The sequence below is a fragment of the Bartonella sp. ML70XJBT genome (genome assembly GCF_028618425.1).
GTDB lineage: Bacteria > Pseudomonadota > Alphaproteobacteria > Rhizobiales > Rhizobiaceae > Bartonella.
This window is the reverse complement of sequence record NZ_JAQISX010000005.1, coordinates 42,464-69,159: the sequence shown is the minus strand read 5'-3', so window position 1 is coordinate 69,159 and position 26,696 is coordinate 42,464. Positions and strand designations below refer to the sequence as shown.

The window sequence follows — 26,696 nt, the reverse complement described above, 5'->3', positions numbered from 1 at the left end:
AAAATATGCAAAGAATAATTTATTTCTTATAAATCAGTGCCCTTATAATAAATCGCTAGAAAACAATATTTTAGGAAACCATTAACAGTTCGATACCAGCTTCGTTCATCGTTTTAAGCATTGTGTTCAGGGATTCGTTTACATCAATACCAGCGCAGGCATTTAATGAAACACTGACTTGAAAACCATATTGTATGGCATGTAGAGCAGAAAATCCAACACAAAAATCTGTTGCTAAGCCACACATAACGAGCTTGGTAAAACCATGTTCTTTGAGATAAACTTGTAAACCCGTTGGTGTTTTTTGATCATTTTCAAGAAAAGCAGAATAACTATCCATTTTTTGATTATAGCCTTTTCTAAGGATAAGTTGTGCCTTTTCTACTCTGAGAGATGGGTGAAATTCTGCTCCTTGTGTTCCTTGTATGCAATGATCAGGCCAAAGTATTTGAGGGCCATAGTCAAGATTGATGGTATCATAGGGCTTTTTTTCAGGATAGCAGGAAGCAAAGCTGCAATGGTTTTTGGGGTGCCAGTCTTGGGTTAAGATAACGTGATCAAAACGATTAATGAGATTATTGACGGTGGGTAAAATAGCATCACCTTGTGGTACTGCAAGTGCTCCACCAGGTAAGAAGTCATTTTGAACATCAATGACGAGTAAGGCTTTTTTTTCCATAAATATATTCCTATAGGAGATGAGCTTTTATCGTATTTTTAAAAGCTATATTTCGTCTTGAAGTTTTAAAATGGCTTGTTGAAGATTGATCTTATTTTTATAATTATCAAGCCAAAAGAGGGGAATAGGTAAGTTTTTACAGTTTATTTTATAGTTTTTTACGAAGTGTAACCACGTACCAATGGGAAGCGTACTGTCGTTATTTGTTGCGACGTGTTGACGCAAAGCTTTCATGATCATTGGGCTTGGGACGTCAGATCCCATAAGGCGGCAGTCGTTTTGTAAACGCAATTTAAGCCACATCAAGGCAAGGGGTGAAGTCCATTGTTTCCCGTAACAAAAAACTGATGAAAAGAGGGAAGGATTTTTTACTGCGTAATGCAAAGCCCATAAAGAAAAAAAAGAAGGCGCATAGAGAACTACTTTTCTTTCTGTCTCCATATTACATTGATAGGTTGGTTTAATACGGTAAAAATATAATGTTATATCTGGTATGGAAAAGAGGGGTAATGTTTGATAACATGTTTCTGGTACTGCTAAAAAGATTTTCTTTTTGCTTCTTGAAGGGATGTTTTTTTGCATTTAAAACCATACAGGGGCTTGTGAGATAAGAAAAAATGTACCAATATTAAAGCGAAAAGCTTTTGAGACGATGTAAGCTCTATTTACTGTACAGTTTCAAAAAGCGAAAGCAGTTTTTTAAAAATCCTAATCTTTAATATCGCACAATATAAAAAGAAATTTATATAAAGAGAAATTTATGGCACGTCAATTTATCTACCATATGGCTGGGCTCAACAAGTTTTACGGCAATAAAAAAATTTTAGAAAATATTCATTTGTCTTTTTATCCAGATGCGAAGATCGGCATTTTAGGACCAAATGGTGCGGGTAAATCGACTATTCTACGGATTATGGCTGGGCTAGATAAAGAATATACAGGAGAAGCATGGCTTTCTGAAGGGGCACGCTGTGGCTATCTACCACAGGAACCTTTGCTTGATGCAAGTAAAGATGTGCGTGGCAATGTGATGGAAGGTGTTGCGGATAAACAGGCTATTCTTGAGCGTTATAACGAATTGATGATGAATTATAGCGAGGAAACGGCTGATGAAAGTGCAAAGCTTCAGGATATTATTGACAGTCAGAATCTTTGGGATTTAGAAAGTCAAGTGGAAATGGCGATGGCTGCTCTTGGTTGTCCGCCAGCTCAGGGTGATGTGACAAAACTTTCGGGTGGTGAAAAGCGGCGTGTGGCGCTTTGTAAATTGCTTTTGTCAAAACCTGATTTGTTGCTTTTGGATGAACCAACAAACCACTTAGATGCTGAAACGACGGCTTGGCTTGAAAGGTATCTGCGTGAATATCCTGGCGCTGTACTTTTAATAACCCATGATCGTTACTTTCTCGACAATGTTACGGGATGGATTTTAGAGTTAGATCGTGGTAAAGGTATCCCTTATGAGGGGAACTACTCTGCTTATTTGGGGGCTAAAGCTAAGCGTTTGGCTCAAGAAGGGCGTGAAGAGGCGGCGCGTCAACGTGCTTTATCACGTGAGAAAGAATGGATTGCTTCTAGTCCAAAAGGGAGACAAGCAAAGTCAAAAGCGCGGATTAAAGCTTATGATGAGTTGGTTCAGGCGGCACGTGAACGCCGTCCTGGAGAGGCGCAAATCATTATTCCTATTGGAGAAAGATTAGGGCAGGTTGTTATTGAAGTTGATCATCTCTCTAAAGCTTATGGTGAACGAGTGTTGATTGATTCTCTCTCTTTTAAACTTCCTGCTGGGGGCATTGTTGGCGTTATTGGGGCCAATGGTATGGGAAAGTCGACCTTGTTTAAAATATTGACGGGACAAGAACAGCCCGATTCAGGTCAAATACGGATTGGTGAAACAGTTCACATGAGTTATGTGGATCAGAGTCGCGATTCCTTGGCTGGGGATAAAACTGTTTGGGAGGAGATTTCTGGCGGAAATGACATTATTAAGTTAGGCAAATATGAGATGAATAGTCGTGCTTATTGCGGTGCTTTTAATTTCAAAGGGACTGATCAACAGCAAAGGGTAGCGAATTTGTCAGGAGGGCAGCGCAATCGCGTCCATTTGGCTAAACTTCTAAAAGAGGGGGGGAATGTGCTGCTTCTTGATGAACCAACAAATGATCTTGATACTGAAACGTTGGGTGCATTGGAAGATGCATTAGAAAATTTTGCTGGTTGTGCAGTGATTATATCGCATGATCGTATGTTTCTTGATCGATTGGCAACGCATATTTTAGCCTTCGAAGGTGATGGTCATGTGGAATGGTTTGAAGGGAATTTTGCTGAATATGAGGCTGATAAAGTTCGCCGCCTTGGGGCAGAATCCCTTAATCCTAAGCATGTAAATTATAAGCCTCTTACACGCTAGAATTTCTTAATCTTATTGGAACTTTATTGAGAAAATAAGTGTGTTTTTGTGTTGATGATATTCATCAATAAAGTCGTGTTTGCTTTGTGAAAGTTTTTATTCATTGAAAAAAGGAGAGACTCTTTTATGAGTCCATGGTGTAAATAACGCCATTCTACTCGTGATATAGCTGTTCTTATTTATAAAGTTGCCATGAAGAGGGAGAATCTTTTTATGGAAAATGCTATTCTGCAAATGCTCTGGTCATAATGAAGATTACGCATTGCCTCACGCTTTCGTTTATTGCGTTCTTTAATGGGGGCACGCCCCTCATGTAAAACAGAACGCCACCCAGTTGCCAATTCACGTGCTTTTTTAAAGAGACGTTTTTCAACGCTCCTAAACCCATTTCGCGACGACGCCCGTGAAGAGTATAACGATAAAGCCATTGAGCACCACCATCTTTACGCTTGTGGAGAAGCAGGCCGGCACCATCATTATATTTACCAGCTCCCAATGTTGCGACAGCCTTAGCATTAAGACGGTGAGTGGTTTTGATTGATTCAAGATAGAGAGATTTGAAATGAGAGAATCTTACGTTATTCGAGGGTCTAACTCAATATGAATAACGCTAGATTATCATTATAAATCAATTGGTTATATTAAGAATGAGCGTCTTTTCTTAAAAAGCGAAAAGTAAAACCATCTTATTATTTATTCTCTCTCCATATTGGATCGTTTTTGTTTTGAGATAGTTATGAAGAGGCATTTTATTTACCTTCATGTTTTTTATTCATAGGTCACTGTTTCTGAGGTGCTAGAGAATGGTTTTATTTGATTTACCATGAATAGGTTCGAAATGAGAAAAAATTACGATACTTTAGCCTTTTATTTAAGTTAAAAATGATAAATAACTATTATAAATCAAAATGTTATAATTATTTTTGGCAATGAAATAAGAGCTATTCATTTTTTATAGTGACCCATTTTTTTCGTAGTATAATAAAAAGTGGGAATGAAATAGATAAGAATATGCGCATTATGCTTGATTTTTGTTCTTATAAATAAATCTTTATAGGAAAGGTTAGGGAATAATTATGAAAAAAAGTGCAAGTTTAGATGCGATGATTGTGCTGCTGAAAGCAGTTGCAGAAGTGAGTCATTTACGTGTTCTCAGACTCTTAAATCATGAAGATTTAACAATTCCTGATTTTATTTTTATTCTTAATCAGTCGCAAGCGTGTATATTGCGACATTTGTGTTTATTGTACGAAGCACGATTGATTGGGCGTTATCAGAAGGAAGGTTGTCTTTATTTTAAGCTTTGTCATGATTTTTGGGGTAAAGATATTGTGATGAGCATTCTTTTGTCTTTGCCAAAGCATGATATGTTGTTAGCGCACGATTTAGAACGTTTGAAGGATATCAAAAAGCAACGTCAAAAAATGAGGAAGAAACATTTCTTACAAAATACGTCGCAATGGGATGTCTTGCGATCCTCTTATGTGGCAGATCATGGTGTGGAAAAGGCTTTACTTAAAATCGTGGGTGATAAGCCATTTCAGACGATGCTCAATATTGGAATGGGGGGAGATTCTCTCTTAAAATTGTTTTCTGATCTTTATACGCATGCGGTTGAAGTTGTGCTTGATCGTGATATTTTGCATTTGCCTGTTGGAGAGACGACTTTTGATTTAGTCATTCTTCATTGGGTTTTACATTTTCTTGAAAACTCTGAAATGGTTCTTCATAAGATATCAGACGTTTTGCGTCCTCATGGGCGTTTATTGATTGTGGATTTTTGTTATCATAAAGTTCAGTCTTCGCATTCTGATCAAGTGCCTATGCATTTTGGATTTTCGGCTTTACAAATAGAACAATGGCTTAAAAATACGGGGCTTGTTTTAGAGCAAACGATTTGTCTTACTCCTATACAAAATAAAAACAGTGAGGCGTGTGTGGTGACAATTTGGCTTGCTCGTGATCCGCGTTTATTGGTTGATGATATAAAAGATAAACAAATCGATTTTGCATAAACCGTGTTTGTTAACATGCTTTATTCTCTAATTTTTTTCAAGGAATAGCGCAATGATAAAACTTTATTCAATTATTGAGAAGTTATTATTTTTTTGTATTTGTATTATATCTTGATATCATATTATTAATTCATCAATGAATTGATTTTAAAAGATGAATGATCTTTTAAAATTCCAATAAGGTCTTCCAATACAAGAATGTTTTTCATTTTTACAATCAAAAAGCATCTGTTTTTCTGTTACAAAGAGAGGTTTTTGTGTCAATAAAACCGTTTGAAAAAGGCAATAAACCTTTCATACATATTGCTCAATATGAGAGTAGCTACAATATAATATGGTGGTGGTTTGTATCTTCATAAATGTCAAAGATGGTGCTTTTCAATTTTATCTTACAAGCATTCATATATATGCTTTGTGTTATATTTATAAAAATTAGATTAGCAGTGATTTATGGGTAATACGTGATTGAAAGCAATAAGAAAAAGCATCATATCACATGAAATCTTTGTATTTCTTGATCATGAAAAATCATGAAGGTTATTAAATAAGTCCATTTTTCTTGCCAAAGGTGAATTTCTTTTTTTCTTATGCGGGCATCTTACGGTACAGTTTATGAATGATATAGCGTAAAATTCATGGAGCGGTGTCTTTTTTCGTTTAAATAAAAATTGTAAGCCTGCATCATCATTTTATTTTCAGTTTTCAATATTGTGTCATCCTTGCTTTAAAATGGCTCATCGGAGATATTTTGACTCTTTTTTTATTACTTTTATTCCTATGCCAATCTTATTTATGATATTCTGAGAGTGTGGCTGTGATTGATTCAATATTGGAAGATTTAAGATAGGGGGTGCTTATTAAGATTGGGAACGGCCATTTAATATAAAAATGATCAATAATTATTAAAATCAATATCTTGATATGTGAAAAGAGTAGAGAGATTTTTGAATACAAAAATTGTTTTATTGATCATTTTGTAAGGCAGTTTAAGTGGTAAAGATTAAAAGGTCTGTATTTATCGTTTTTGTTACGATAGCATAGAGGGGGTGGTTGGCTATTGTAAGGTAGTTTATTGTTATTGAGAATGATCATGAGGCATGATTCGAAATAAATGCCTTTAGAATTCTCATTTTTTGTAAGCTGTTTCAATTCTCTTCATTGATGCTAGCAGTCAAGAGATTTGATAGTATTTTTTTAAGGGCTATTTTCAGAAACTTTTATGAAGATAGATAAGATTTTTTCTCTCTAATTTATTGTTTTTATTAAAATAATTTATCTGTTCTTTTGAACAGATGTTTCTACTGTTATTGTAGTAAGGCTTAAAGACGGCGTTTTTCTTTTGCAGTGATCGCTGTTGGACAAGTAATTCTGCTGATTCTATTTTTTATAGGATGAATATATACAGATTACTTGTTTTTTAATGATGATCACTAAAGTTGTGAAAGAAATTATTATAAAAAATTATGATGGTTGTAGATTCTGATTAATATTTTAGAGAATAAAATTGCTTCAAATTGGGTCATTTTAAATTTTTTTTGCCTAAATTCTACCATTTTTAAACAATTTATAATTCTTTTTTGTTTTTTTGCGTAGAAGATGATAAGAATTTCTTGTTGTTTAAAGCATTTTATTCCATAGCAAGAATATTGCATCGGCTATCTTAGTGGTCGATGCGAGAAGACGATCGGGGAACCTCCTCCCCCCCCCCCCCGCGTGGATCCCCTAGATCGTCTGGCCTGACTGAGGATTTCCTCAGTCAGGTTTTTTTATAAATTATTTTAGGGCTTGGTAAGGTGTTTTTAGGGGCCTTAAAAGGTGTCAAATTTATTATTACGTAGCATGTAGTTTTAGGGGGATAAGAGTTCGTTGAGTGGTTCGTGTTATCGTGTTCGTTTTCAATAATGAGAGTTTTTCTTTATTGAAAAATCATTGAATGCTATAAAGAGAAACTGTGTTTGATTCTGTGGTCTTTAGGTAAGAGATAATGGGATTTTCCTCCAGTCGTATTGTTTTTATTTTATTTATATTTCTTCTTTTTGGCGCGGCTATTTTTGCTTCTCGCAGTGTTGTGGTTCATAAGCTCCTTTCTAGCTACCTGTTCTCTTCTTCCTCCTCTTCTTCTCAGCAGGTTGAGGTAACAGAGGCGTTATTGCTAGAGAGATGGGCGATGGCTTTTCCAGATGTTATTGAGCGTCTTTCTAAGATGAGTCCTCAGCAGCAAGAGCTGTTTATTGAGCAAGTGCGTCGCGATGCGGTTTTATTTGCTTCGGAGAGTGGTCAGAGTCGTGAAGAGGCCCACAAGTTTGGTGAAACTGTTGCTATGGCTCTCTCAAAAGCGATGTCTCGTCCTTCCATTGCAAATGCTTATTTTTAATTATTTTTTTTATCGCGCTTTTGGGTTTGATTTTGAGGGGTAGGGCTTTTTGTGATGTTTTGAAAAGTGCATGGAAAATAGTCAATTTGTGAGATCATTCGCAAAATTTATATTACCTAAAATGTAAAATAATCTGAAAGCGCTTGTTGCTAATAAAGCAAAGGCATGGGTTATTATAATAAAGCATGTTAAGCGGATTTATATGTCCGTTATTTTTTTGTTTGAGTTAAGAGAATAGAAAGTTCTCAAAAGGCTTGATCTTCCTTTTCTTGCGGATTTTAAGATGTTTATTCATTTGTACGATTTGTAAAGATGAGGTGCAAGACTGATAAGGTGATAATCTGGGATCAAGTAAAAAATATTTAGATGAGGATGAGAGGTCTATTTTCCTTCAAAAGGCTTTGAGGATATTGCATTTTCAAGAATTAAAAAACAGATAAAAATAATTATTAATCTTTGTTGTATGAACAAAGAAGGATATTGTTTTTAATAGTCATTTTTCCTTTTATACGTGAAGTTTGAATCTCGAATATTGTGGAATTCTCTTGTTTCCAATCTGTTAAAGAAATCAAGATCAGTTTTTTACACAACACAAAGCAAGGGGACATTTGTGGATAAAAACTCTTTTTAGAAAGAAGCAAAAAGCTTCTTTAAGTTATCTCAAATATCAAAGGCTGTTGCTACATTTTGAATTGATAAAGATTATGAGAATTTTGGTATATTTATGAGCTTTTTATGCACGATGCTGAGGTAAGAGATTGGTTTTGGGTTAATGGTTTATTGATGATAAAAAGTGTTGCCGGTTATTTATTGGCGCGTGAGAAGCATGGATAACGGTTTTTATTTTTTGTGAAACTTTTGCGATATCGAGGCTCTTCAATAAAGATGATTTTGTCTCTATTGCTTTGTTGAATTAATTTCAATAAAGAATTTAATCATTGCTTGTAAAAAATATTATGCCTATTTAAATTGCTATCTTTGTACTATAAAATTGGTGATACGACAGCAATAATAGAAATGGATCGAATATATCATATTCATTGAATATGCTATAAGATTAACTATAGTTTCTTTATTTTTTTATTTTATGATATAGGCCAATCTATAATTTGTGCATAAAGAGATTTTCTTTTGATACAGAATTTTATCTTGAAATTATCTTAGTATTTCCTTTTTTAAGCCGTTCTTTTGCTTGCTTTTTTTGTACAATATGCTTGCAAATTATTTGCGGATAGAATTTGAGAATGTTGTGAAGAGAAAGAAAATGCAATTTTTAAAAATCTTGTTAAATACAGCGTGTGCTGTATTTTTTATATTTGATATAAACTGGACTCATAGTGCCTTAAATATTGCAGAATCAAAAGAAGGCTCAGTGATTGTTGCTTCTAAGACACCTGCGCGTCCTTATGAGTTTCTTATTCGGAAACTTGCAACGAAGCATAATGTTCCCGTTAATTTAGCACATGCTGTTGTAAAAGTTGAAAGTAATTATAAGGCAAGCATAAAAGGGGCCGCGGGCGAAATAGGTTTGATGCAAATAAAACCTTCTACAGCACGAGGGTTGGGCTTTAATGGTTCTGTAAAAGATTTGTACGATCCTGCGACCAATCTTGAATATGGTATGCGTTATTTGGCGCGAGCCTATAAGCTCAGTGGTGGAAGTACGTGTGGTACAATCCTTAAATATAACGCAGGTCATGCTGCAAAAAAAATGAATTCCATTTCGGCAAAATATTGCGCAAAAGTGAAAATGTATTTAGCTTCATTAAAATAAAAACGTCTTCTGAAAGGGAGGGGCTATAAAATATTTTTAAGAGGCTATTTTCACGGAGCAGAAAATGTTTTATGATTTAACACGTCAGTCGGCTGGGCAGCCGCGCTTGTCCAATGCTGAAAAGCGGCAGGTGAGGAAAGTCCGGGCTCCATGGAAAGACGGTGCCGGGTAACACCCGGCGGGGGTGACCCTAGGGAAAGTGCCACAGAAAGTAAACCGCCTATTTTTATAGGTAAGGGTGAAAGGGTGGAGTAAGAGCCCACCGCGCATTCAGTAATGAATGTGGCAAGGTAAACCCCACCGGGAGCAAGACCAAATAGAAATGACGTGCAAGATTTAATTGCAGCCGATTTCCGGGCGAGTCATTCGGGTAGGTTGCACGAGGCGGGTGGTAACATCCGTCCCAGATGAATGGTTGCCATGTAAAGTATGAGCTTTACTATACAGAACCCGGCTTATAGGCCGACTGATGTTTCGTGATGATATGCGATATTTTATACGTTCAGTGACGTATGGGCTTTTATGAAGTCTGTATTTGAAATGGGTACTTGAATAAAGAGTATTTTAAAAAATTATAACATTTCTTTAAGTATAATACACTAGGATATGTCTTGGGATAACTTTAGCTTTTTTTATTCATAGTCATTAATATGAAAGTTAAGGATTGGGTTATTCTTATATCGGTTGTTATGAGAGAGCTGTTGATTTGAAACAGCATAACTTCAAGACGGATTATTTTGACAAAACAGGATCAAAGAGCTGAACGCCATATTCCAGTGTTGTTGCAGCCAGTTTTGGCTGGGCTTATGCCATTGGTTGGAGCAAAAGTGATTGATGGCACCTTTGGTGCTGGTGGTTATACGCGCGCCTTGTTAAAGGCAGGGGCACAGGTGATTGCTCTTGATCGTGATCCTCATGCTATTGGTGCGGGGCAATCTCTTGTTGATGAATTTTTTCCACGGCTTCGTTTGGTTCATATGGAATTTTCACAGCTCGATCGTGTCGTTGAAGAGAAAGTGGATGCAGTTATTTTGGATATTGGTGTTTCTTCAATGCAGCTTGATGAAGCAGAAAGAGGCTTTTCTTTCCAAAAAGATGGTCCCTTAGATATGAGAATGGCTCAGACGGGTTTTACAGCAAGTGATGTTGTAAATCATCTACAAGCAAGAGATTTAGCACGTATTTTTAAGATATTAGGAGAAGAGCGTTATGCGGGACGAATTGCACGAATGATTGAAAAGCGTCGTGTTGTTCAGCCTTTTTTGCGTACAGGTGATCTTGCGCATGCCATTGAGGTGTTGGTAGGGCGTAAGCCTGGAGATCGCATTCATCCTGCAACACGTGTATTTCAGGCTCTTCGTATCTATGTTAATGATGAAATTGGTGAATTAGCGCGTGGTTTATTTGCTGCTGAACGCGTTTTAAAAGCTGGAGGACGTTTGGGTGTTGTCAGTTTTCATTCTCTTGAAGATCGTATGGTCAAAAGATTTTTTGTCGCTCGTTCTGGAGAAGGTATGAGATCACGCCATTTACCTGAAACAAAGCATTCTCCAGCAACATTTTTCCCTTTGTTTAAAGGGGGAATAACGGCAAATAAAGAGGAATTACAGCAAAATCCTCGTTCACGTTCTGCGAGATTGCGTGTAGGGGTGCGGACTGATGCAGAAGCTCTTGCAGAGGATATAAAGTTATTTGGTTTAGCAGAGATTGCCGGTTTTAAAGGTGGCAAAAAATGACAGTTTTCCGTACATTTGATATGATTTTAGTGATGATTATGATTTGTATGGCTGGTCTTACTTATAAAATAAAATATGATGTTCAAAAACGAATGAGCGAGGTTCGTCATCTTGAGCATGAAATTGCTGCAGCAAAAAATACGGTGAGTTTGCTTCATGCTGAGTGGGCTGTCATGATAAAGCCTTCACGCATGCAAAAACTTGCGAAACGTTATCAAAAACAACTTGGGTTAGAGGTTATACAGCCGCATCAAATCGTGGAGCTTAAAGATATTCCTGTACGAGAACACGATCCAATTGAAGATATAATTAAACAAAATATCTTGGAAGATAATCAGGATATTTTAGTAAATAATAGGGCTTCTCAAGTCAATCGCGTTGTTCAAAAAGGCGTACAGCAATGAAATCGGCTTGTTTATCCTCACAGAAAAAAAAGCGCTTAAAGGATTCGTTGAATCATCCTAATGTTTCTATTCATCGTTCGTATTCTAGTCGTCCACGTTTGCTTTTTTCGTTGTTCTGTTTTTTGGTTTTATATGGCATCATGGGAGCTTGCCTGATTTCTTATGGGTTGGAAGGTGGACAGATTGAAGAAGCAAAAGGGCCAAGCGTTCTTCAATTGACGGCACGGCCTGATATTGTTGATCGTAATGGTCGTTTATTAGCAACAGATATCAAAACCTATTCACTTTTTGCTGAGCCACGACGTATTATTGATGTAGATGAAACAATTGAATTGCTTTCAACAGTTTTACCGGATCTGAATTGGCAGGAAACTTATAAACGTTTAAAAAGAAAAACCGGTTTTTCTTGGATACAGCGTGGGTTAACACCTATGCAGAAAACGCAAATTATGGCTCTTGGCATCCCAGGAATTGGTTTTCGGACTGAAATTCGTCGTTTTTATCCCGATGGAGCTATAACTTCCCATATTCTCGGCATGGTCAATGTGGATAATCAGGGCATTGCAGGTATGGAAAAATATATCGATGATACGGGGTTGAGTGCTTTGCGTGCTGCTGGTCTTGCCGTGGAAGAATCATTAAAACAAGTTCAGCTTTCGATTGATGTGCGACTTCAGACAATTGTTCATGATGAACTTATTCAGGCTATGAAGCGTTATAAGGCAATTGCTGCAGGTGCTGTTATTTTAAATATACATACGGGGGAAATTTTGGCTTTGGCATCACTCCCAGATTTTGATCCTGGAAATCCTATTGAAGCTTTAAAAAGTGATCGTCTTAATCGGATGACGGCTGGAACCTTTGAAATGGGGTCGATCATTAAAAGTTTTACGACCGCCATGGCCCTTGATTCCGGTATTTTTCACTTAAACAGTGTTATTGATGCTTCAAAGCCTATAAAAGCAAGTAGTGGCTATACGATTCATGATTTTCACGGAAAAAATCGTCCTTTAACGTTATGGGAGGTTTTTATTTATTCTTCCAACATTGGTTCTGCTAAAGAGGCTTTGGCGATAGGGATTGATAAACATCGTGGTTTTTTGCAAAAACTTGGGCTTTTGGATCGTCTTACAACAGAGTTGCCTGAAGTTGCCCATCCTATTGTGCCCCATCATTGGAAGGATATCCATTCTATGACAATTTCTTTTGGGCATGGTATGGCGACAACACCTTTGCAAACAGCTGTTGGGGCTGCTGCTTTAATGAATGGTGGTTGGTTGATTACACCGACATTTTTAAAACGGACAAAAGAACAAACTTTGCACCATGCAAAACAGGTTTTGAAGGCCAAAACAAGTCAAAATATGCGTTACCTTTATAAATTAAATAGTGATATTGGCTCTGGACGTAATGCAAAAGTAGAAGGCTATCGGGTGGGTGGAAAGACAGGAACAGCTGAGAAAGTTGAAAATGGGAAATATTCTAAAACAAAAAATTTCAATAGTTTTCTGGCTGCTTTTCCGATTGATGATCCTGCTTATGTTGTTTTAACAATTATTGATGAACCTAAGCCAGAGGAGGGAAAACATTCCGCAACAGCAGGGATGAATGCTGGACCAATGCTTGCGAATATTGTTCGTCGCTCAGCCAGTTTTCTTGGTATAAAACCTGATTTCAAAAAAGAATATGAGCCTTTTTTAGGTAAAAAGAGCCATTCAAGTTTCGTTAAACAGCGGTAAAATAAATATAAAGGTGTGTCGTTATGTTGTTTGGAACAGTTTTTACAGAATGTCTTGAAGATCAGAAGCTTTCTTCAATAGAAATAACAGGGATCAGTGCAGATTCTCGACAAGTTTTGCCGGGCTATGTTTTTGTCGCTGTTCGAGGAACGAAAGGGGATGGAAGAGACTATATCAATGATGCGATAAAGCGGGGAGCGCGCGCAATTGTTACTGATTACGAGGCGGTTCTTGAGGATTTATCTGTTCCGATTTTACGGGTTACTAATGTTCGTCATAGTCTCGCGTTGGCGGCTGCACGTTTTTATGGCTCTCAGCCTGAAACAGTCGTTGCTGTGACCGGTACAAGTGGTAAAACATCTGTTGTCTCTTTTGTTCGGCAAATTTGGACTCATGTTGGATTGTGTGCTGCCAGTATAGGAACGGTTGGTGTTGTTTCTCCTCACCGGAATGATTATGGTTCTCTCACAACACCTGATCCGGTTGTCTTGCACCGTCTTCTTTATGAAATTTCTCATGAAGGTGTGACTCATGCAGCTCTTGAGGCTTCTTCACATGGACTTGATCAAGGACGCCTTGATGGAGTCCGTTTAACGGCTGGTGCCTTTACCAATTTAGGGCGAGATCACATGGACTATCACAGGTGTGTAGAGGATTATTTGCGGGCGAAAATGAGGTTGTTTGATACACTGTTGCCTGAAGATGCTCCTGCTCTGGTTTTTGCTGATGATGTCTATTCACAAAAGGTTATTAATGCTGTTACACAAGCGCGCCGCCGTATCTTGACAATTGGACGTAAGGGACAATTTATCACGATTAATCGTGTTGAACATCAACGTTCAAAACAGTGTATCGAATGTCGTGTGGAAAACAAGATTTATACATTTGATTTGCCTTTAGCTGGAGATTTTCAGGTAACCAATGCTCTGGTGGCGGCTGGGCTAGCCATTGCAACAGGTCTTTCTCCTGATAAGGTTTTTTCTGCACTTGAAATTTTGCAGGGGGCCCCTGGTCGGTTGGAGCTTGTTGGAAAGAAAGAAAATAATGCGCCTGTCTATATTGATTATGCGCATAAACCAGAAGCTTTGGAGCAGGTTTTGCTTTCTGTTCGTCCCTTTACGCAAGGGCGTTTGGTTGTTGTTTTTGGTTGTGGAGGAGATCGAGATCAAGGGAAAAGAGCTTTGATGGGAAAAATTGCAGCGGATAAAGCGGATATTGTTATTGTAACGGATGATAATCCGCGCACAGAAATACCAGAAAAAATACGCAAGGATATTTTGCAGGCGGTACCAACAGCAATAGAGATAGCAGATCGTGGTGAAGCTATTTCTTATGCGGTGGGGCTTTTGAAAGCTGGTGATACACTCATCATTGCTGGAAAAGGTCATGAAGATGGCCAAATTATAGGGCAGACAACTTATCCTTTTTCAGATCGTCTGAAGACTATAGAAGCTCTAAAGGATCAGAGGAGATGACAGCTTTATGGGATAAACAAGCACTTGTTGCGGCCATTGATGGTATTGGTATAGGAAGCGTGCCGGAAACTTTTTCTGGGGTTTCCATTGATAGCCGTACTCTTGTAGAAGGCGATATTTTTTTCTGCATTAAGGGGAATTATTTCGATGGTCATGATTTTGCTGCGCAGGCTTATGCACGAGGTGCAGGCGTTCTTATTGTTGCGGAAAATCGTTTGAAGGATATGGAAAAGATATCAGCTCCATTGATTGTTGTTCCTGATGTTTTGCAAGCCCTAGAAAAACTTGGAAAAGCCGCACGAAAACGTTCAAGAGCTAGAATTATCGCGATAACAGGATCGGTGGGAAAAACAACAACAAAAGAAGCTTTAAAACAAGTCCTTGCAATGGCTGGGAATGTTCATGGCAATCTCGCTTCTTTAAATAATTGCTGGGGGGTTCCACTTACTTTGGCGCGAATGCCTAAAGAGAGTGATTATGGTATCTTTGAAATTGGTATGAATCATAAGGATGAAATTCGTCCTCTGGTTAAACTGGTTTGTCCGCATGTTGCTCTCATTACGCATATTTGTGCAGGACATATGGGTTTTTTTAAAGATCTTGAAGAAATAGCAGAGGCAAAAGCTGAAATTTTTGAAGGATTGAATGAGGAAGGCATTGCCATTTTAAATGCAGATAGTGATTTTTTTTCTTATCTCGTTCAAAAAGCAATGCAATGCGGTGTGAAAAAGATCTTAAGCTTTGGTGAGACTGAAAATGCTGATTATCAGGCACGGGATATACGTCTTTTAACCGATTATTCTTCTATGATGGTGCACATTGGAGGACAGGATAGGGAGGTCCAAATTGGTGCTCCTGGACGCCATATTGTGCAAAATAGTTTAGCTGTTCTTGCTGTTTGTGATGCTATTGGTGTTGATTTAGACCCTATTGTGTTTTCTTTGAGTCATTTTTCTTCTCAAAAAGGGCGGGGTGTTCGTTATCGGTTGTCTTTATCAAATGAAGGTGAATTTTATCTCATTGATGAAAGCTATAATGCTAATCCCGCATCTATGCGTGCGGCTCTTGAGCTTCTTGCGACAGGAGCAGTCGGGGAAGGGGGGCGGCGAATTGCTGTTTTAGGGGATATGCTAGAGTTAGGAGAGTATAGTGAAAAGCTTCATCGTGATTTAATAAAGCCCATACGTCTTTCTGGAGCTAATCCCGTTTTTTTATTTGGTAAGGCGATGAAATCTTTAGTCAGTGATTTATCTGCTGATGTTGAGGTTCATTATGCTGAAAATATTGAGAAAATTTTACCGCTTCTTTTGGCAGAAATTTCTCCTGGAGATCTCTTGATGATTAAATCATCCAATAGCCTTTGTTCATCAAATATTGTTACGGCATTGCTTGAGCGCTATAAAGCGGTTTCTTCATAGTTTTAAAAGGTTTTTTGTCCCATGATGCTGTTTTTTTCTTCGTTTAGTGATTGGCTTCCAGGTGTGAATGTTTTCCGCTACATTACTTTTCGTACGATAGCAGCGATGCTGACTTCTGGACTCATTGTTTTTTTGTTCGGACCTAGCATCATTGCTTCTCTTAAGTTGCGGCAGGGCAAAGGGCAACCAATTCGTGCCGATGGCCCTCAAACACATTTTAAAAAGGCTGGAACACCTACAATGGGTGGATTAATGATTTTAACCGGCATTGTTGTATCAGCATTTTTGTGGTGTAATTTATCGAATATTTATTTTTGGGTATCGCTCTTGGTTATGCTTTCTTTTGGGGCAATTGGATTTTATGATGATTATCTTAAGGTTACAAAACAAACAGACAAAGGATTTTCTGGGAAAGCACGTTTAAGTCTTGAGTTTGTTGTTGCAGCAATTGCTGCTTTTATCATCCTGCAAATTGGCTCATCTGGATTCGCTTTGCCTTTTTTAAAAGATTATCTTATCAATTTGGGTTGGTTTTTCATTCCTTTTTCTGCTTTTGTTATTGTGGCGACAGGGAATGCGGTTAATTTGACCGATGGTCTTGATGGTCTTGCTATTGTTCCTGTGATGGTTGCTGCCTTATCTTTTGCTCTGATTGCTTATCTTTGTGGTAATATGAATTTTGCTGATTACCTCCAAATACACTATGTATCGGGAACAGGTGAATTGGCTGTTTTATTGGGAGCTGTTGTAGGGGCAGGGCTTGGCTTTTTATGGTTTAATGCACCGCCTGCTGCTATTTTTATGGGGGATACTGGTTCGTTGGCTCTTGGAGGTTTATTGGGGACTGTTGCGGTTGCTACAAAGCACGAAATTGTGTTGGCTCTTATTGGTGGACTGTTTGTTGTGGAAGCTTTTTCGGTCGTTATTCAGGTTGGTTATTTCAAATTGACAAGAAAACGCGTGTTTCTTATGGCACCAATCCATCATCATTTTGAAAAAAAAGGCTGGACTGAAAGCCAAGTGGTGATACGGTTTTGGATTATTTCAATTGTTCTTGCTCTCATTGGTCTTTCAACACTTAAATTGCGGTGAGATTTTGATTTCTATTGCGTGTTATAAGGGGAAAAAAGTTGCTTTGTTTGGATTAGGAAAGTCTGGATTAGCAACGGCACAAGCGTTGATGTGTGGTGGTGCAGAAGTGGTGGCATGGGATGATAATCCTGCGAGCGTGCAAGAAGCTTTTCGGCAAAATATTCCAACAAGAGATCTCCACAGTGAAGATTGGTCAGAATTTGTAGCATTGATTCTCGCCCCTGGCGTTCCTTTAAATTATCCTCAACCTCATTGGGTTGTTAAAAAAGCACGTCAAGCGAATATAGAAATTATCGGTGATATTGAATTATTTGTTCGTGCGCGCCATCATTTTTTACAGCGTTATGGTTTTTGTGATGAGGATGTTCCTTTCATTGCGATTACGGGTACGAATGGAAAGTCGACAACAACGGCTTTGCTTGCACATTTGTTGGAAAAAATGGGTTATGATGTGCAAATGGGGGGAAATATTGGAAATGCAATATTGATGCTTAAGCCTTTTGTTAAACAACGTATCTATGTGATTGAATGTTCATCATTTCAAATTAATCTTACGCCCTCTCTTCAGCCAACCATTGGGCTTTTATTAAACTTGACACCTGATCATATTGATCGTCATGGGAGTTTTGCGCATTATGTGCAAACCAAAAGGCATTTGGTTGCTCAGGCTTCTAAGGCTTTTATTTCAGTTGATGATGCCGCTTGTGAGATGTTGTATCAACAATTGCTTTACGAGGGGCATCAAATTGAGGCAGTTTCCAAGGATCATATGCTAGAAAATGGTTTTTATGCAGAGGGGACCAAGCTCTTTTCTGTTCGTCAAGGACAGCGATATATGCTTGCAGATCTTGCTTCTGTGCCTTCTTTGCGTGGAGGTCATAATGCGCAAAATGCTCTTATGGCTTTGGCAACGTTGCAGGCTTTAAAAATAACCGATCCTTTTATGGACAAGTATTTAGCAAGCTATAAAGGATTGCCTCATCGTATGCAGCAGGTGCGTAAAATGGGGGCGGTTTTATTTATCAATGATAGCAAGGCGACGAATGCGGATGCAACAGCGCCTGCACTTTGCGCCTTTAATGATATTTTTTGGATTGTTGGGGGGCAGGCAAAAAAGGGAGGAATTGAGTCTCTTAGAGATTTTTTTCCTAAAATTCGTAAGGCCTATTTGATTGGGAGTGCGGCAGAAGAATTTGCTCGCATTATTGGTTCTGCTTTTCCTTTTTCAATGAGTTTAACTTTGGAGAATGCGGTGCATGAAGCGAGCATTGATGCAATGCATTGCAAGGCAAAGGAGGTGGTGGTTCTTTTGTCACCTGCTTGTGCAAGTTATGACCAATTTAAAAATTATGAGGTGCGGGGTGAAGCATTTGTCTCTTTGGTGATGCAGTTACAATAAAAAAGTATCAATTATAAAAAAATATTTTTGCGTTAAGACTCCAGAATCTTTTTTTGTATAATTTAGTTTTTAAAGTGTTTGTTAGGCAGGTTGGGGAACCTTATCACTTTGAGACGATTTATAAAACGGATAAGGTGGATATAAATGATTACGCGTGCAGATAGAGACCCAATTGCGAATTGGTGGTGGACAATTGATCGCTCTATTTTTGCTGCTTGTTTAATTTTAATGGGGATTGGCATTATGCTGTCTTTTGCTGCTAGTCCCACTATTGCAAAAAAAATCGGAATTGCTGATAGTTTTTATTTTGTTCGCTGGCATATCATTTTTAGCATTTTAGCATTTTTTACAATGGTTACTATTTCCTTTTTTTCGCTTCCTAATATTCGTCGTTTATGTGCTCTTTTGCTCATTGTAACGCTTGTTCTTATGGTTGTAACTCTATTTTGGGGTCCTGAATTAAAGGGAGCACGGCGGTGGATTTTGCTCTTTGGTTTTTCTGTACAAGCTTCAGAGTTTATGAAGCCGGCTTTTGTGGTGATGTCCGCTTGGCTTTTTTCAGAACAGATACGTAAGAGGGGAATTCCAGGTTACATGTTAGCAACTCTACTTTATGCCATTTGTTGTGTTCTTCTGGTTTTACAGCCTGATATTGGACAAACAATTTTAATAAGTGCAACATGGGGAGGGCTTTTTTTTATTGCTGGTGTGCCTCTTACGGTTATTTTTTTCTTTCTCATTTTTGGCGTTGTAGGAATTATTCTTGCTTATCTTTTTCTGCCTCATGTGCGCGATCGTATCAATGGTTTTTTGACAGGGGAAGGAGATACCTTCCAAGTGGATGTAGGACGTGAGGCTATTTTAAATGGTGGTTGGTTTGGCCAAGGTCCTGGAGAGGGAACAGTAAAACGGATCATTCCTGATAGCCATACAGATTTTGTATTTTCTGTTGCTGCTGAAGAATATGGTATTATTCTTTGTTTGTTAATTATGATGCTTTTTGGCTTTATCGTTATGCGCTCATTGTATATAGCTATGAATACGCGTGATTCCTTTATACGTCTAGGTATTACGGGCATAGCCATGATGATAGGCTTTCAATCAGCGATTAATATGGCTGTTAATCTTCACTTAATCCCTCCCAAAGGCATGACATTGCCGTTTATTTCTTATGGTGGTTCATCAATGGTGGCGATTGCATTTTCAATGGGAATTTTACTCAGTTTAACACGTCGTTGGCCAGAGTCCCGTCTTTCAGCTGTTTCTTCTTCTGTCTTGGATACCTCTTCATGAATGATAAAAAAGTTATTGTTTTGGTGGCGGGGGGGACAGGTGGACATCTTTTTCCTGCTGAGGCCCTTGCTGTTGAATTAAGGTGGCGTGGATATGATGTTCATTTAATAACAGACGAAAGAGCGCGATCTTTTGTACGCAGCTTTGATGAAGAGCATATACATATCGTTTCATCGGCAACATTTATACGACGCCATCCTTTTGCTTTGATAAAAACGTTTTGGTCTTTGCTAAAAGGTATGGGGCAATCGTTGGCGTTATTTTACAAATTACGTCCTGTTCTCGTTGGTGGTTTTGGGGGGTATCCCAGTTTCCCTCCTCTTTTTATGGCGGCTTTAACGAGGCGTGTAACATTTATTCATGAGCAAAATGCTGTTATGGGGCGTGCTAACCGAGTGTTGGCAATTTTTGTGCGTGCAATCGCTGGTGGTTTGTTGTCACCACATGGTCCTTATGCTCATAAAACGCTTTTAACGGGGAATCCAGTGCGTGAGGCTGTGTTGAAAGCGGCAAAAATTCCTTATCAGTCTTCTATAGGTGATGAGCCATTTTATTTTTTGGTTTTTGGGGGTAGCCAAGGGGCTTCTTTTTTTTCACATATTGTTCCAGAAGCGATTGCTTTTCTCGATGATCAGAACCGTAAACGCTTACGCATTGTACAGCAAATTCGTGGTGACGCTGAAGAGTTGATTAAAACCTATCGTGATATGGGGGTACAAGCTGAGGTTGCTCCTTTCTTTGATGATATGGCTGAACGTATGGCACATGCCCATTTTATTTTGTCGCGCGCAGGGGCTTCAACGGTTTGTGAGATAGCGGTGATTGGTCGACCTGCTTTACTTGTTCCTTATCCTCATGCTTTGGATCATGATCAGGCTGCCAATGCTGCTCTTCTTGCACGTATGGGTGGTGCGCAAATTATATTAGAAAAAGATTTAAATGCACAAAAGCTTTCTGCTCTTCTAACGCAAGCTTATTGTGCACCCCATTTATTGGAAGAACAAGCGCTTGCTGCAAAAAAAGTTGGGCAACCTCATGCAACACGGTGCCTTGCTGATATGGCTGAATCCTTAATTGCAGGGCGATTGTTGTCAGATATAAAAGAGGAGCTTTTTGATGAAAATGCCACTTGATATAGGCGTTATCCATTTTATTGGAATCGGGGGGATTGGTATGAGTGGAATTGCGGAGGTTTTTTATAATCTTGGCTATAAAGTTCAAGGGTCCGATCAAATTGAGAGTGCCAATGTTGAACGTTTACGGAGAAAAGGAATTAATATTCATATCGGTCATTGTGCTGAAAATTTAGGAAATGCAGAGGTTGTTGTTTTTTCTACTGCCGTTAAAAAAACAAATCCTGAATATATTGCTGCAAAAGAAAGACATTTGCCGCTTGTCAGACGTGCAGAAATGCTGGCGGAACTAATGCGATTTCGGCGCGCAATCGCGGTGGGTGGTACACATGGTAAAACAACGACTACATCAATGGTTGCAGCGCTTCTTGATGCTGGTCGTTTTGATCCAGTGGTGATTAATGGCGGTATTATTAATGCCTATGGTACGAATTCTCGTACGGGAGAGGGCGATTGGATGATTGTTGAAGCCGATGAAAGCGATGGAACATTTTTAAAGCTGCCTGCTGATATTGCTGTTGTTACCAATATTGATGCTGAGCATTTGGATCATTATGGAAGTTTTGATGCTGTGCGCGCAGCTTTTCGGCAATTCGTCGAAAATGTTCCTTTTTATGGTTTCGCTGTTTTGTGTCTTGATCATCCAGAGGTTCAGTCATTGGCGGGCCGTATTGATGATCGTTGGGTGATTACTTATGGTGCAAATCCACAAGCGGATGTTCGTTTTCTTAATCTTTCGATGGATGGTCAAAAAACCTATTTTGATGTTCTTGTTCGTTCACGCAAGACAGGAAGGACGATTGAGTTGAAAAATTTGCTTTTGCCCATGGCAGGAGAGCATAATGTTGCCAATGCAACAGCAGCGATAGCGATTGCGTATGAACTTGGCATTTCAAATGAATTAATAAAGAAGGGGTTAGCGGAATTTGGAGGCGTAAAACGGCGTTTTACACGAACAGGAAGTTGGCATGGCATTGAAATATTTGATGATTATGGACATCACCCTGTTGAAATAAAAGCTGTTTTGCGTGCGGCGCGTGAGAGTGCAAAAGGGCGTGTCATTGCCATTGCACAACCCCATCGTTATTCGCGTTTGTATCATTTATTTGATGAGTTTGCTGCTTGTTTTAATGATGCCGATACAGTGTTGATTGCCCCTGTTTATGCTGCTGGAGAAGAGCCTATTGTAGGGTTTGGTTCGAAAGAACTAGTAGAACATATTAAAATGGCGGGTCATCGTGATGTGCGCTTGATAAACAGTCTGGAAGACGTTGTATCTCTCGTCTCAAAATTTGCTCAGGCAGAGGATTATGTTGTTTTTCTTGGTGCTGGCAATATTACACAATGGGCTTGTGCGTTGCCTCATCAGTTGTCGGGACTTGATGGTCATGATAAATTTTCAGCACATTGATGGTGAGGCGCTATTGGCGCAATTGCAGCCGCTGTTGGGAGGTATAAGAGGCAAGCTTACCCCTAATGTTGAGATGCGTAAGGTGACATGGTTTCGCACCGGCGGGTTGGCAGAGCTTTTTTATCAGCCTGTTGATGAAGAAGATTTAGCTCTCTTTCTTCAAAATTTGCCTGAAACTGTTCCTGTGACAATTGTAGGTATTGGTTCTAATCTTCTGGTGCGTGATGGCGGTGTTCCTGGGGTTGTGATTCGTCTTTCGCCCAAAAATTTTGGGCAAGTGCAGCAAGTTTCTCCAAAAGGCTTTTTAGTTGGCGCTGGTACCGCGGATAAACATTTAGCAGTTGCCGCTTTAAAGGCAGAAATTGCAGGTTTTCATTTTTATCATGGTATTCCTGGTGGTCTTGGAGGGGCTCTCAAAATGAATGCCGGTGCAAATGATGTTGAAACAGCAGCACGTGTTGTTGAGGTCTATGCACTGGATCGTAAGGGACAACGTCATATCTTGAGTTTAAAAGATATGCATTACTCCTATCGTCATTGTGATATTCCTAAAGGTTTTATTTTTACGGCCGCTTTATTGGAAGGGGAACCCAGTCATAAAGATACTATTCGTGCTGCTATGGATGAAGTTGCTCTCCACAGAGAAACTGTGCAACCTATTCGTGAAAAGACAGGGGGATCAACTTTCAAAAATCCTAAAGATACATCTGCTTGGCGTGTGATTGATGAAGCAGGGTGTCGAGGTTTACGGATTGGTGGGGCTCAAATGAGTGAAATGCACTGTAATTTTATGATTAATACAGGGCAAGCAACAGGATATGATCTTGAAGCATTGGGAGAAACAGTGCGTGCGCGTGTTTTTGCACATTCGGCTCACCTTTTACAATGGGAAATAGAGCGTATTGGTCAATTTGAGCAGGGTCGAAGTGTTTCTCCTTTTGATCCATTTCATTGATTTATTGTTCACTAAAAAAGTATCAATAAAAAATTGAGTCATTTCAAAGAGATAATAAAAAATTTCTATTAAGAATCAATAAATTAACAAAGAATATCTTGCATCAAGCTTTTGAGTCTGATTCATTATGCAAAATGCTAGGTTATTGATTCGCAAGGATAAACTGTGTTTTTTCTGTATGTGGTACTGATGTCTTCTATATAGGCTACATATAGTATGCGAAAGAGGGTGATTTATTATGAAAGATAAACATATAGCTGTGTTAATGGGAGGTTTTTCTTCTGAACGCTCTGTAAGTTTATCTTCAGGGGCGGCTTGTGCTGATGTTCTTGAGGCACAAGGGTATCGCGTGAGCCGCGTGGATGTTGACACTCATATTGCTTCTGTTCTTGAACAGTTGCAGCCCGATATTGCCTTCAATGCATTGCATGGTCCATTTGGTGAAGATGGTCGGATTCAGGGGATTCTTGAATATTTAAAAATTCCTTATACCCATTCTGGTGTGATGGCATCTGCTTTGGCTATGGATAAGGGGCGTGCAAAAATTATTGTTGCAAGTGTTGGGGTTTGTGTTGCTCCTTCTCGTATTATGAACCGCTTTGCTGTTGGGCAGGTACATCCCATGGAGCCTCCTTATGTTATTAAACCTGTGTGTGAAGGATCAAGCTTTGGTGTTGTCATTGTCCAAGAAAATGAAGCTGCACCACCGCATAGTATTGGGGGGGGAGAATGGGAATATGCCGATGAGGTGATGGTTGAAAAATATATTCCTGGTCGTGAATTGACTTGTGCTGTTTTAGGCAATGAAGTGCTGGATGTGTGTGAAATTCTTCCCAGCCAATATTTTCGGTTCTACGATTATGACTCAAAATATAAGATAGGTGGTTCTCTTCACATTTGTCCTGCACAACTTTCACTAAATATTTACCAAAGTGTGCAAAGAATGTCTTTAGCAGCCCATCAGGCGATAGGGTGTCGAGGTGTTAGCCGTTCTGATTTTCGTTTTGATGAGAAAACAGGAGAATTGGTTTGGCTTGAAATTAATACGCAACCGGGTATGACATCGACGTCTCTTCTTCCTGATATTGCAAAAGCGAGCGGTCGTACTTACGGCGATATTGTTCAATGGATGGTGGAGGACGCATCATGTATGCGTTGAATGTTAATAAAATAAATGTTCCGATGGAGGTGCTTTCAGTGCCGGCTTTGCCACGTCTTTATCGTCGTTTTCTTCGGTTTATGTTTGAGTTTGCTTTTGTCAGCATTCATATTCCACGCCATTTCGGCTCTTTTGCTGTTGTATGGTTTTTCTTTATGACAGCTTTTTATGGACTTTCATCAAGTGGTCAGATGCCTATGGTCGTAAACACAATTATATCGGATAGTGGTTTTGTGGTCGTTGATATTGATATCAGTGGTAATAAGCGTTTGACAAAGCAAGATATTTTGAAAATTTTAGAACTTGATGTTGCACCTTCTATATTCACTTTTGATGTTGAAAGAGCACGTTCTCTTTTGGAAAAACAAGCTTGGGTTCAATCGGCAAATGTTCAGAAAATTTATCCCAATAGAATGCGTATTTCCGTCGTGGAGCGTGAACCTTATGCTATTTGGCAACATGATAGCATAATGGATATTGTTGATCATACGGGGCGTGTTATTGTGTCCTTTAAAGGAGAAACTGTTCGGGATTTGCCTCTTGTGGTTGGGCAGGGTGCGCAAAATGCAGCTAAAGGATTTATTCAAGCGCTGTCAGTTTATCGGCAAGTGTATGATCGTGTTCGTTCTTTTGTACGGGTAGGTGATCGGCGTTGGGATCTTGTTTTGGATAATGGAATGCGCCTTATGTTGCCTGAAAATGGTGCTCTTGAAAGACTTTCCTCTCTTGTTTCATCTGGTATAATGCAAGATCTTTTATCACGCGATATTCTCAGTATTGATTTACGTCTTGCTGATCGAATTACTGTTTCTTTATCAGATGAAACGTTGGAGCGTTATCAAGCTCGTGTCGCAGAAGAAGAACGTATTTTAAAGACGCGAAAGGTAGGAAACCCATGATGTTGCTCAGATCACATCATCGGGGGGGGCGTAAGACACGTTTTTTAACGGTTCTTGATGTTGGCTCAAGTAAGATTGTCTGTCTTATTGCCTGTTTACGTCCTTTGAAATATGCGCACTATTTGCATGGTCGTACGCATTCTATGGAAATTCTAGGCTTTGGAGTACAGCGTTCACGCGGTATTAAATCCGGTGTTGTCATGGATATGTTTGCAGCAGAACAATCAATACGCTTGGCGGTTGATGCGGCAGAAAAAATGGCTGGTTTGGTGGTGGATTCAGTAATTGTGAATTTTTCTTCAAGTCGATTACAAAGTACTTTGATTCAGGGAAAGGTCGATTTGAATGGTCGTGAAGTCACTAAGCGTGATATGCGTATGGCCTTTTCAGATGTTTCGCGTAAAGCTTTTGATGCTGAACGTCATATTATGCACTCAGTTCCAGTTTCTTATATCTTGGATGGAGATAAAGGAATTTCTGATCCTATTGGCATGACAGGGGAAACATTTGGTGTCAACGTGCATGTGGTAACAGCAGAAACAGCTTCTTTGCGCAATTTAGAAACGTGTATTAATCGTGCGCATTTGAGTGTTGAAGCAATGGTTGCTACTCCCTTTGCAAGTGGTCTTGCTGTCTTGATGAATGATGAGGCGCATTTAGGAGCTGCTTGTATTGATTTTGGTGGTGGAACAACAACGTTTTCAGTGTTTTTTGAGGGAAAATTTGTTCATGCGGATGCTTTGGCAGTTGGTGGGCATCATGTCACTCTTGATGTTGCGCGCGGATTTTCTATGTCTCTAACAGAGGCGGAACGTTTAAAAGTGGTTTATGGTTCAGCACTTTTAACAAGTGCTGATGAGCGGCAAATGATTAATGTAGCAGAAATTGGAAGTGAACAACGTGAAATTCAATATCCTCGTGCGGTTCTTGGGCGCATCATTCGTGCGCGTGTTGAAGAAATTTTAGAAATGGTTCGTGATTGTTTAAATCGTTCTGGTTTTGGTCACATCATTGGTAAGCGTGTTATTTTGACTGGGGGAGCAAGTCAGTTAACGGGATTGCCGGAAATGGCACGTACTATATTAGGAAGAAATGTTCGTATCGGGCGGCCTTTAGGGATTTCGAGGCTTCCTTCTCTTGCAAAAGGGGCGGCGTTTACATCTGCTGTGGGGTTGTTAATTTATCCCCAATTGGTGGGTTTTGAAGAAAAAACAATGCAGGCAGCAGGAAATCATTTATCGATGGGCACGCGTGGGTATTTTCAGCGTGTTGGTCAGTGGTTGCGTGAGAGTTTTTAGTTAAGTCTAGTTGGATAAATTTCATCGCTTTGG

General features: G+C 39.1%; 20 protein-coding genes, 1 other RNA gene and 1 pseudogene. 19 read left to right on the top strand and 3 right to left on the bottom strand.

Features of this window, described 5'->3' with window-relative positions; translation table 11 throughout:
* Window positions 1-70 precede the first annotated feature (70 nt).
* Window positions 71-679, bottom strand: a complete 609-nt coding sequence (pncA, locus tag PVV65_RS03650) for a bifunctional nicotinamidase/pyrazinamidase (RefSeq protein ID WP_273789257.1) — start codon at window positions 677-679, stop codon at window positions 71-73.
* Between the two features lie 45 nt (window positions 680-724).
* A complete protein-coding gene (locus PVV65_RS03645; protein WP_273789256.1) occupies window positions 725-1,261 on the bottom strand; it encodes a hypothetical protein in 537 nt (178 codons plus the stop codon).
* A 178-nt stretch (window positions 1,262-1,439) separates the two neighbouring features.
* Between PVV65_RS03645 and ettA the strand changes: the two genes are divergently transcribed.
* On the top strand, window positions 1,440-3,089 hold the full coding sequence (ettA, locus tag PVV65_RS03640; RefSeq protein ID WP_273789255.1) for an energy-dependent translational throttle protein EttA: 1,650 nt from the start codon (window positions 1,440-1,442) through the stop codon (window positions 3,087-3,089).
* 197 nt (window positions 3,090-3,286) lie between these two features.
* Here the strand turns inward: ettA and PVV65_RS03635 are convergent.
* Window positions 3,287-3,627: pseudogene (locus PVV65_RS03635) on the bottom strand (Arm DNA-binding domain-containing protein); the annotation flags it as partial.
* 538 nt (window positions 3,628-4,165) lie between these two features.
* On the opposite strand from PVV65_RS03635, the gene PVV65_RS03630 reads away from it, so the two are divergent.
* The 18 genes from PVV65_RS03630 (at window position 4,166) to ftsA (ending at window position 26,663) form a co-directional block, all read left to right on the top strand.
* A complete protein-coding gene (locus PVV65_RS03630) occupies window positions 4,166-5,104 on the top strand; it encodes a methyltransferase domain-containing protein (RefSeq protein ID WP_273789254.1) in 939 nt (312 codons plus the stop codon).
* Between the two features lie 1,984 nt (window positions 5,105-7,088).
* On the top strand, window positions 7,089-7,478 hold the full coding sequence (locus PVV65_RS03625; RefSeq protein WP_273789253.1) for a hypothetical protein: 390 nt from the start codon (window positions 7,089-7,091) through the stop codon (window positions 7,476-7,478).
* Window positions 7,479-8,742: 1,264 nt separating this feature from the next.
* Entirely contained in the window at window positions 8,743-9,252 is a 510-nt protein-coding gene (locus PVV65_RS03620) for a lytic transglycosylase domain-containing protein (RefSeq protein WP_273789252.1), read from the top strand.
* 84 nt (window positions 9,253-9,336) lie between these two features.
* Window positions 9,337-9,726, top strand: an RNA gene (rnpB, locus tag PVV65_RS03615) — RNase P RNA component class A.
* 263 nt (window positions 9,727-9,989) lie between these two features.
* Window positions 9,990-10,988, top strand: coding sequence for a 16S rRNA (cytosine(1402)-N(4))-methyltransferase RsmH (rsmH, locus tag PVV65_RS03610; protein WP_273789251.1), 999 nt, complete (start codon window positions 9,990-9,992; stop codon window positions 10,986-10,988).
* Window positions 10,985-11,392: a hypothetical protein gene (locus tag PVV65_RS03605; RefSeq protein WP_273755106.1), complete on the top strand. Its 408-nt coding sequence runs from the start codon at window positions 10,985-10,987 to the stop codon at window positions 11,390-11,392. The genes rsmH and PVV65_RS03605 overlap by 4 nt, the downstream gene beginning before the upstream one ends.
* Window positions 11,389-13,131: a penicillin-binding protein 2 gene (locus PVV65_RS03600; RefSeq protein WP_273755108.1), complete on the top strand. Its 1,743-nt coding sequence runs from the start codon at window positions 11,389-11,391 to the stop codon at window positions 13,129-13,131. The genes PVV65_RS03605 and PVV65_RS03600 overlap by 4 nt, the downstream gene beginning before the upstream one ends.
* Before the next feature lie 23 nt (window positions 13,132-13,154).
* The gene (locus tag PVV65_RS03595; protein WP_273755110.1) at window positions 13,155-14,606 is read left to right on the top strand and encodes a UDP-N-acetylmuramoyl-L-alanyl-D-glutamate--2,6-diaminopimelate ligase; all 1,452 of its coding nucleotides are present in this window, start codon (window positions 13,155-13,157) and stop codon (window positions 14,604-14,606) included.
* Window positions 14,603-16,024: a UDP-N-acetylmuramoyl-tripeptide--D-alanyl-D-alanine ligase gene (gene murF / locus PVV65_RS03590; protein WP_273789250.1), complete on the top strand. Its 1,422-nt coding sequence runs from the start codon at window positions 14,603-14,605 to the stop codon at window positions 16,022-16,024. The genes PVV65_RS03595 and murF overlap by 4 nt, the downstream gene beginning before the upstream one ends.
* A 21-nt stretch (window positions 16,025-16,045) precedes the next feature.
* Window positions 16,046-17,116, top strand: coding sequence for a phospho-N-acetylmuramoyl-pentapeptide-transferase (mraY, locus tag PVV65_RS03585; RefSeq protein ID WP_120122537.1), 1,071 nt, complete (start codon window positions 16,046-16,048; stop codon window positions 17,114-17,116).
* 4 nt (window positions 17,117-17,120) lie between these two features.
* Window positions 17,121-18,515 (top strand): UDP-N-acetylmuramoyl-L-alanine--D-glutamate ligase, encoded by a 1,395-nt coding sequence (gene murD / locus PVV65_RS03580; protein ID WP_273789249.1) that lies wholly within the window; start codon window positions 17,121-17,123, stop codon window positions 18,513-18,515.
* 144 nt (window positions 18,516-18,659) lie between these two features.
* Complete coding sequence (locus PVV65_RS03575) at window positions 18,660-19,808, top strand: FtsW/RodA/SpoVE family cell cycle protein (RefSeq protein ID WP_273755118.1); 1,149 nt, start codon at window positions 18,660-18,662, stop codon at window positions 19,806-19,808.
* Window positions 19,805-20,941: an undecaprenyldiphospho-muramoylpentapeptide beta-N-acetylglucosaminyltransferase gene (murG, locus tag PVV65_RS03570; RefSeq protein WP_273789248.1), complete on the top strand. Its 1,137-nt coding sequence runs from the start codon at window positions 19,805-19,807 to the stop codon at window positions 20,939-20,941. Before PVV65_RS03575 ends, murG begins: the two co-directional genes overlap by 4 nt.
* Complete coding sequence (gene murC, locus PVV65_RS03565; RefSeq protein ID WP_273789247.1) at window positions 20,925-22,352, top strand: UDP-N-acetylmuramate--L-alanine ligase; 1,428 nt, start codon at window positions 20,925-20,927, stop codon at window positions 22,350-22,352. The genes murG and murC overlap by 17 nt, the downstream gene beginning before the upstream one ends.
* Window positions 22,330-23,307, top strand: a complete 978-nt coding sequence (gene murB, locus PVV65_RS03560; RefSeq protein ID WP_273789246.1) for a UDP-N-acetylmuramate dehydrogenase — start codon at window positions 22,330-22,332, stop codon at window positions 23,305-23,307. The genes murC and murB overlap by 23 nt, the downstream gene beginning before the upstream one ends.
* Before the next feature lie 238 nt (window positions 23,308-23,545).
* Window positions 23,546-24,466, top strand: a complete 921-nt coding sequence (locus PVV65_RS03555; RefSeq protein WP_273755125.1) for a D-alanine--D-alanine ligase — start codon at window positions 23,546-23,548, stop codon at window positions 24,464-24,466.
* Complete coding sequence (locus tag PVV65_RS03550) at window positions 24,454-25,365, top strand: cell division protein FtsQ/DivIB (protein ID WP_273789245.1); 912 nt, start codon at window positions 24,454-24,456, stop codon at window positions 25,363-25,365. Before PVV65_RS03555 ends, PVV65_RS03550 begins: the two co-directional genes overlap by 13 nt.
* The gene (gene ftsA, locus PVV65_RS03545) at window positions 25,362-26,663 is read left to right on the top strand and encodes a cell division protein FtsA (protein WP_273789244.1); all 1,302 of its coding nucleotides are present in this window, start codon (window positions 25,362-25,364) and stop codon (window positions 26,661-26,663) included. Before PVV65_RS03550 ends, ftsA begins: the two co-directional genes overlap by 4 nt.
* Window positions 26,664-26,696: the final 33 nt, after the last annotated feature.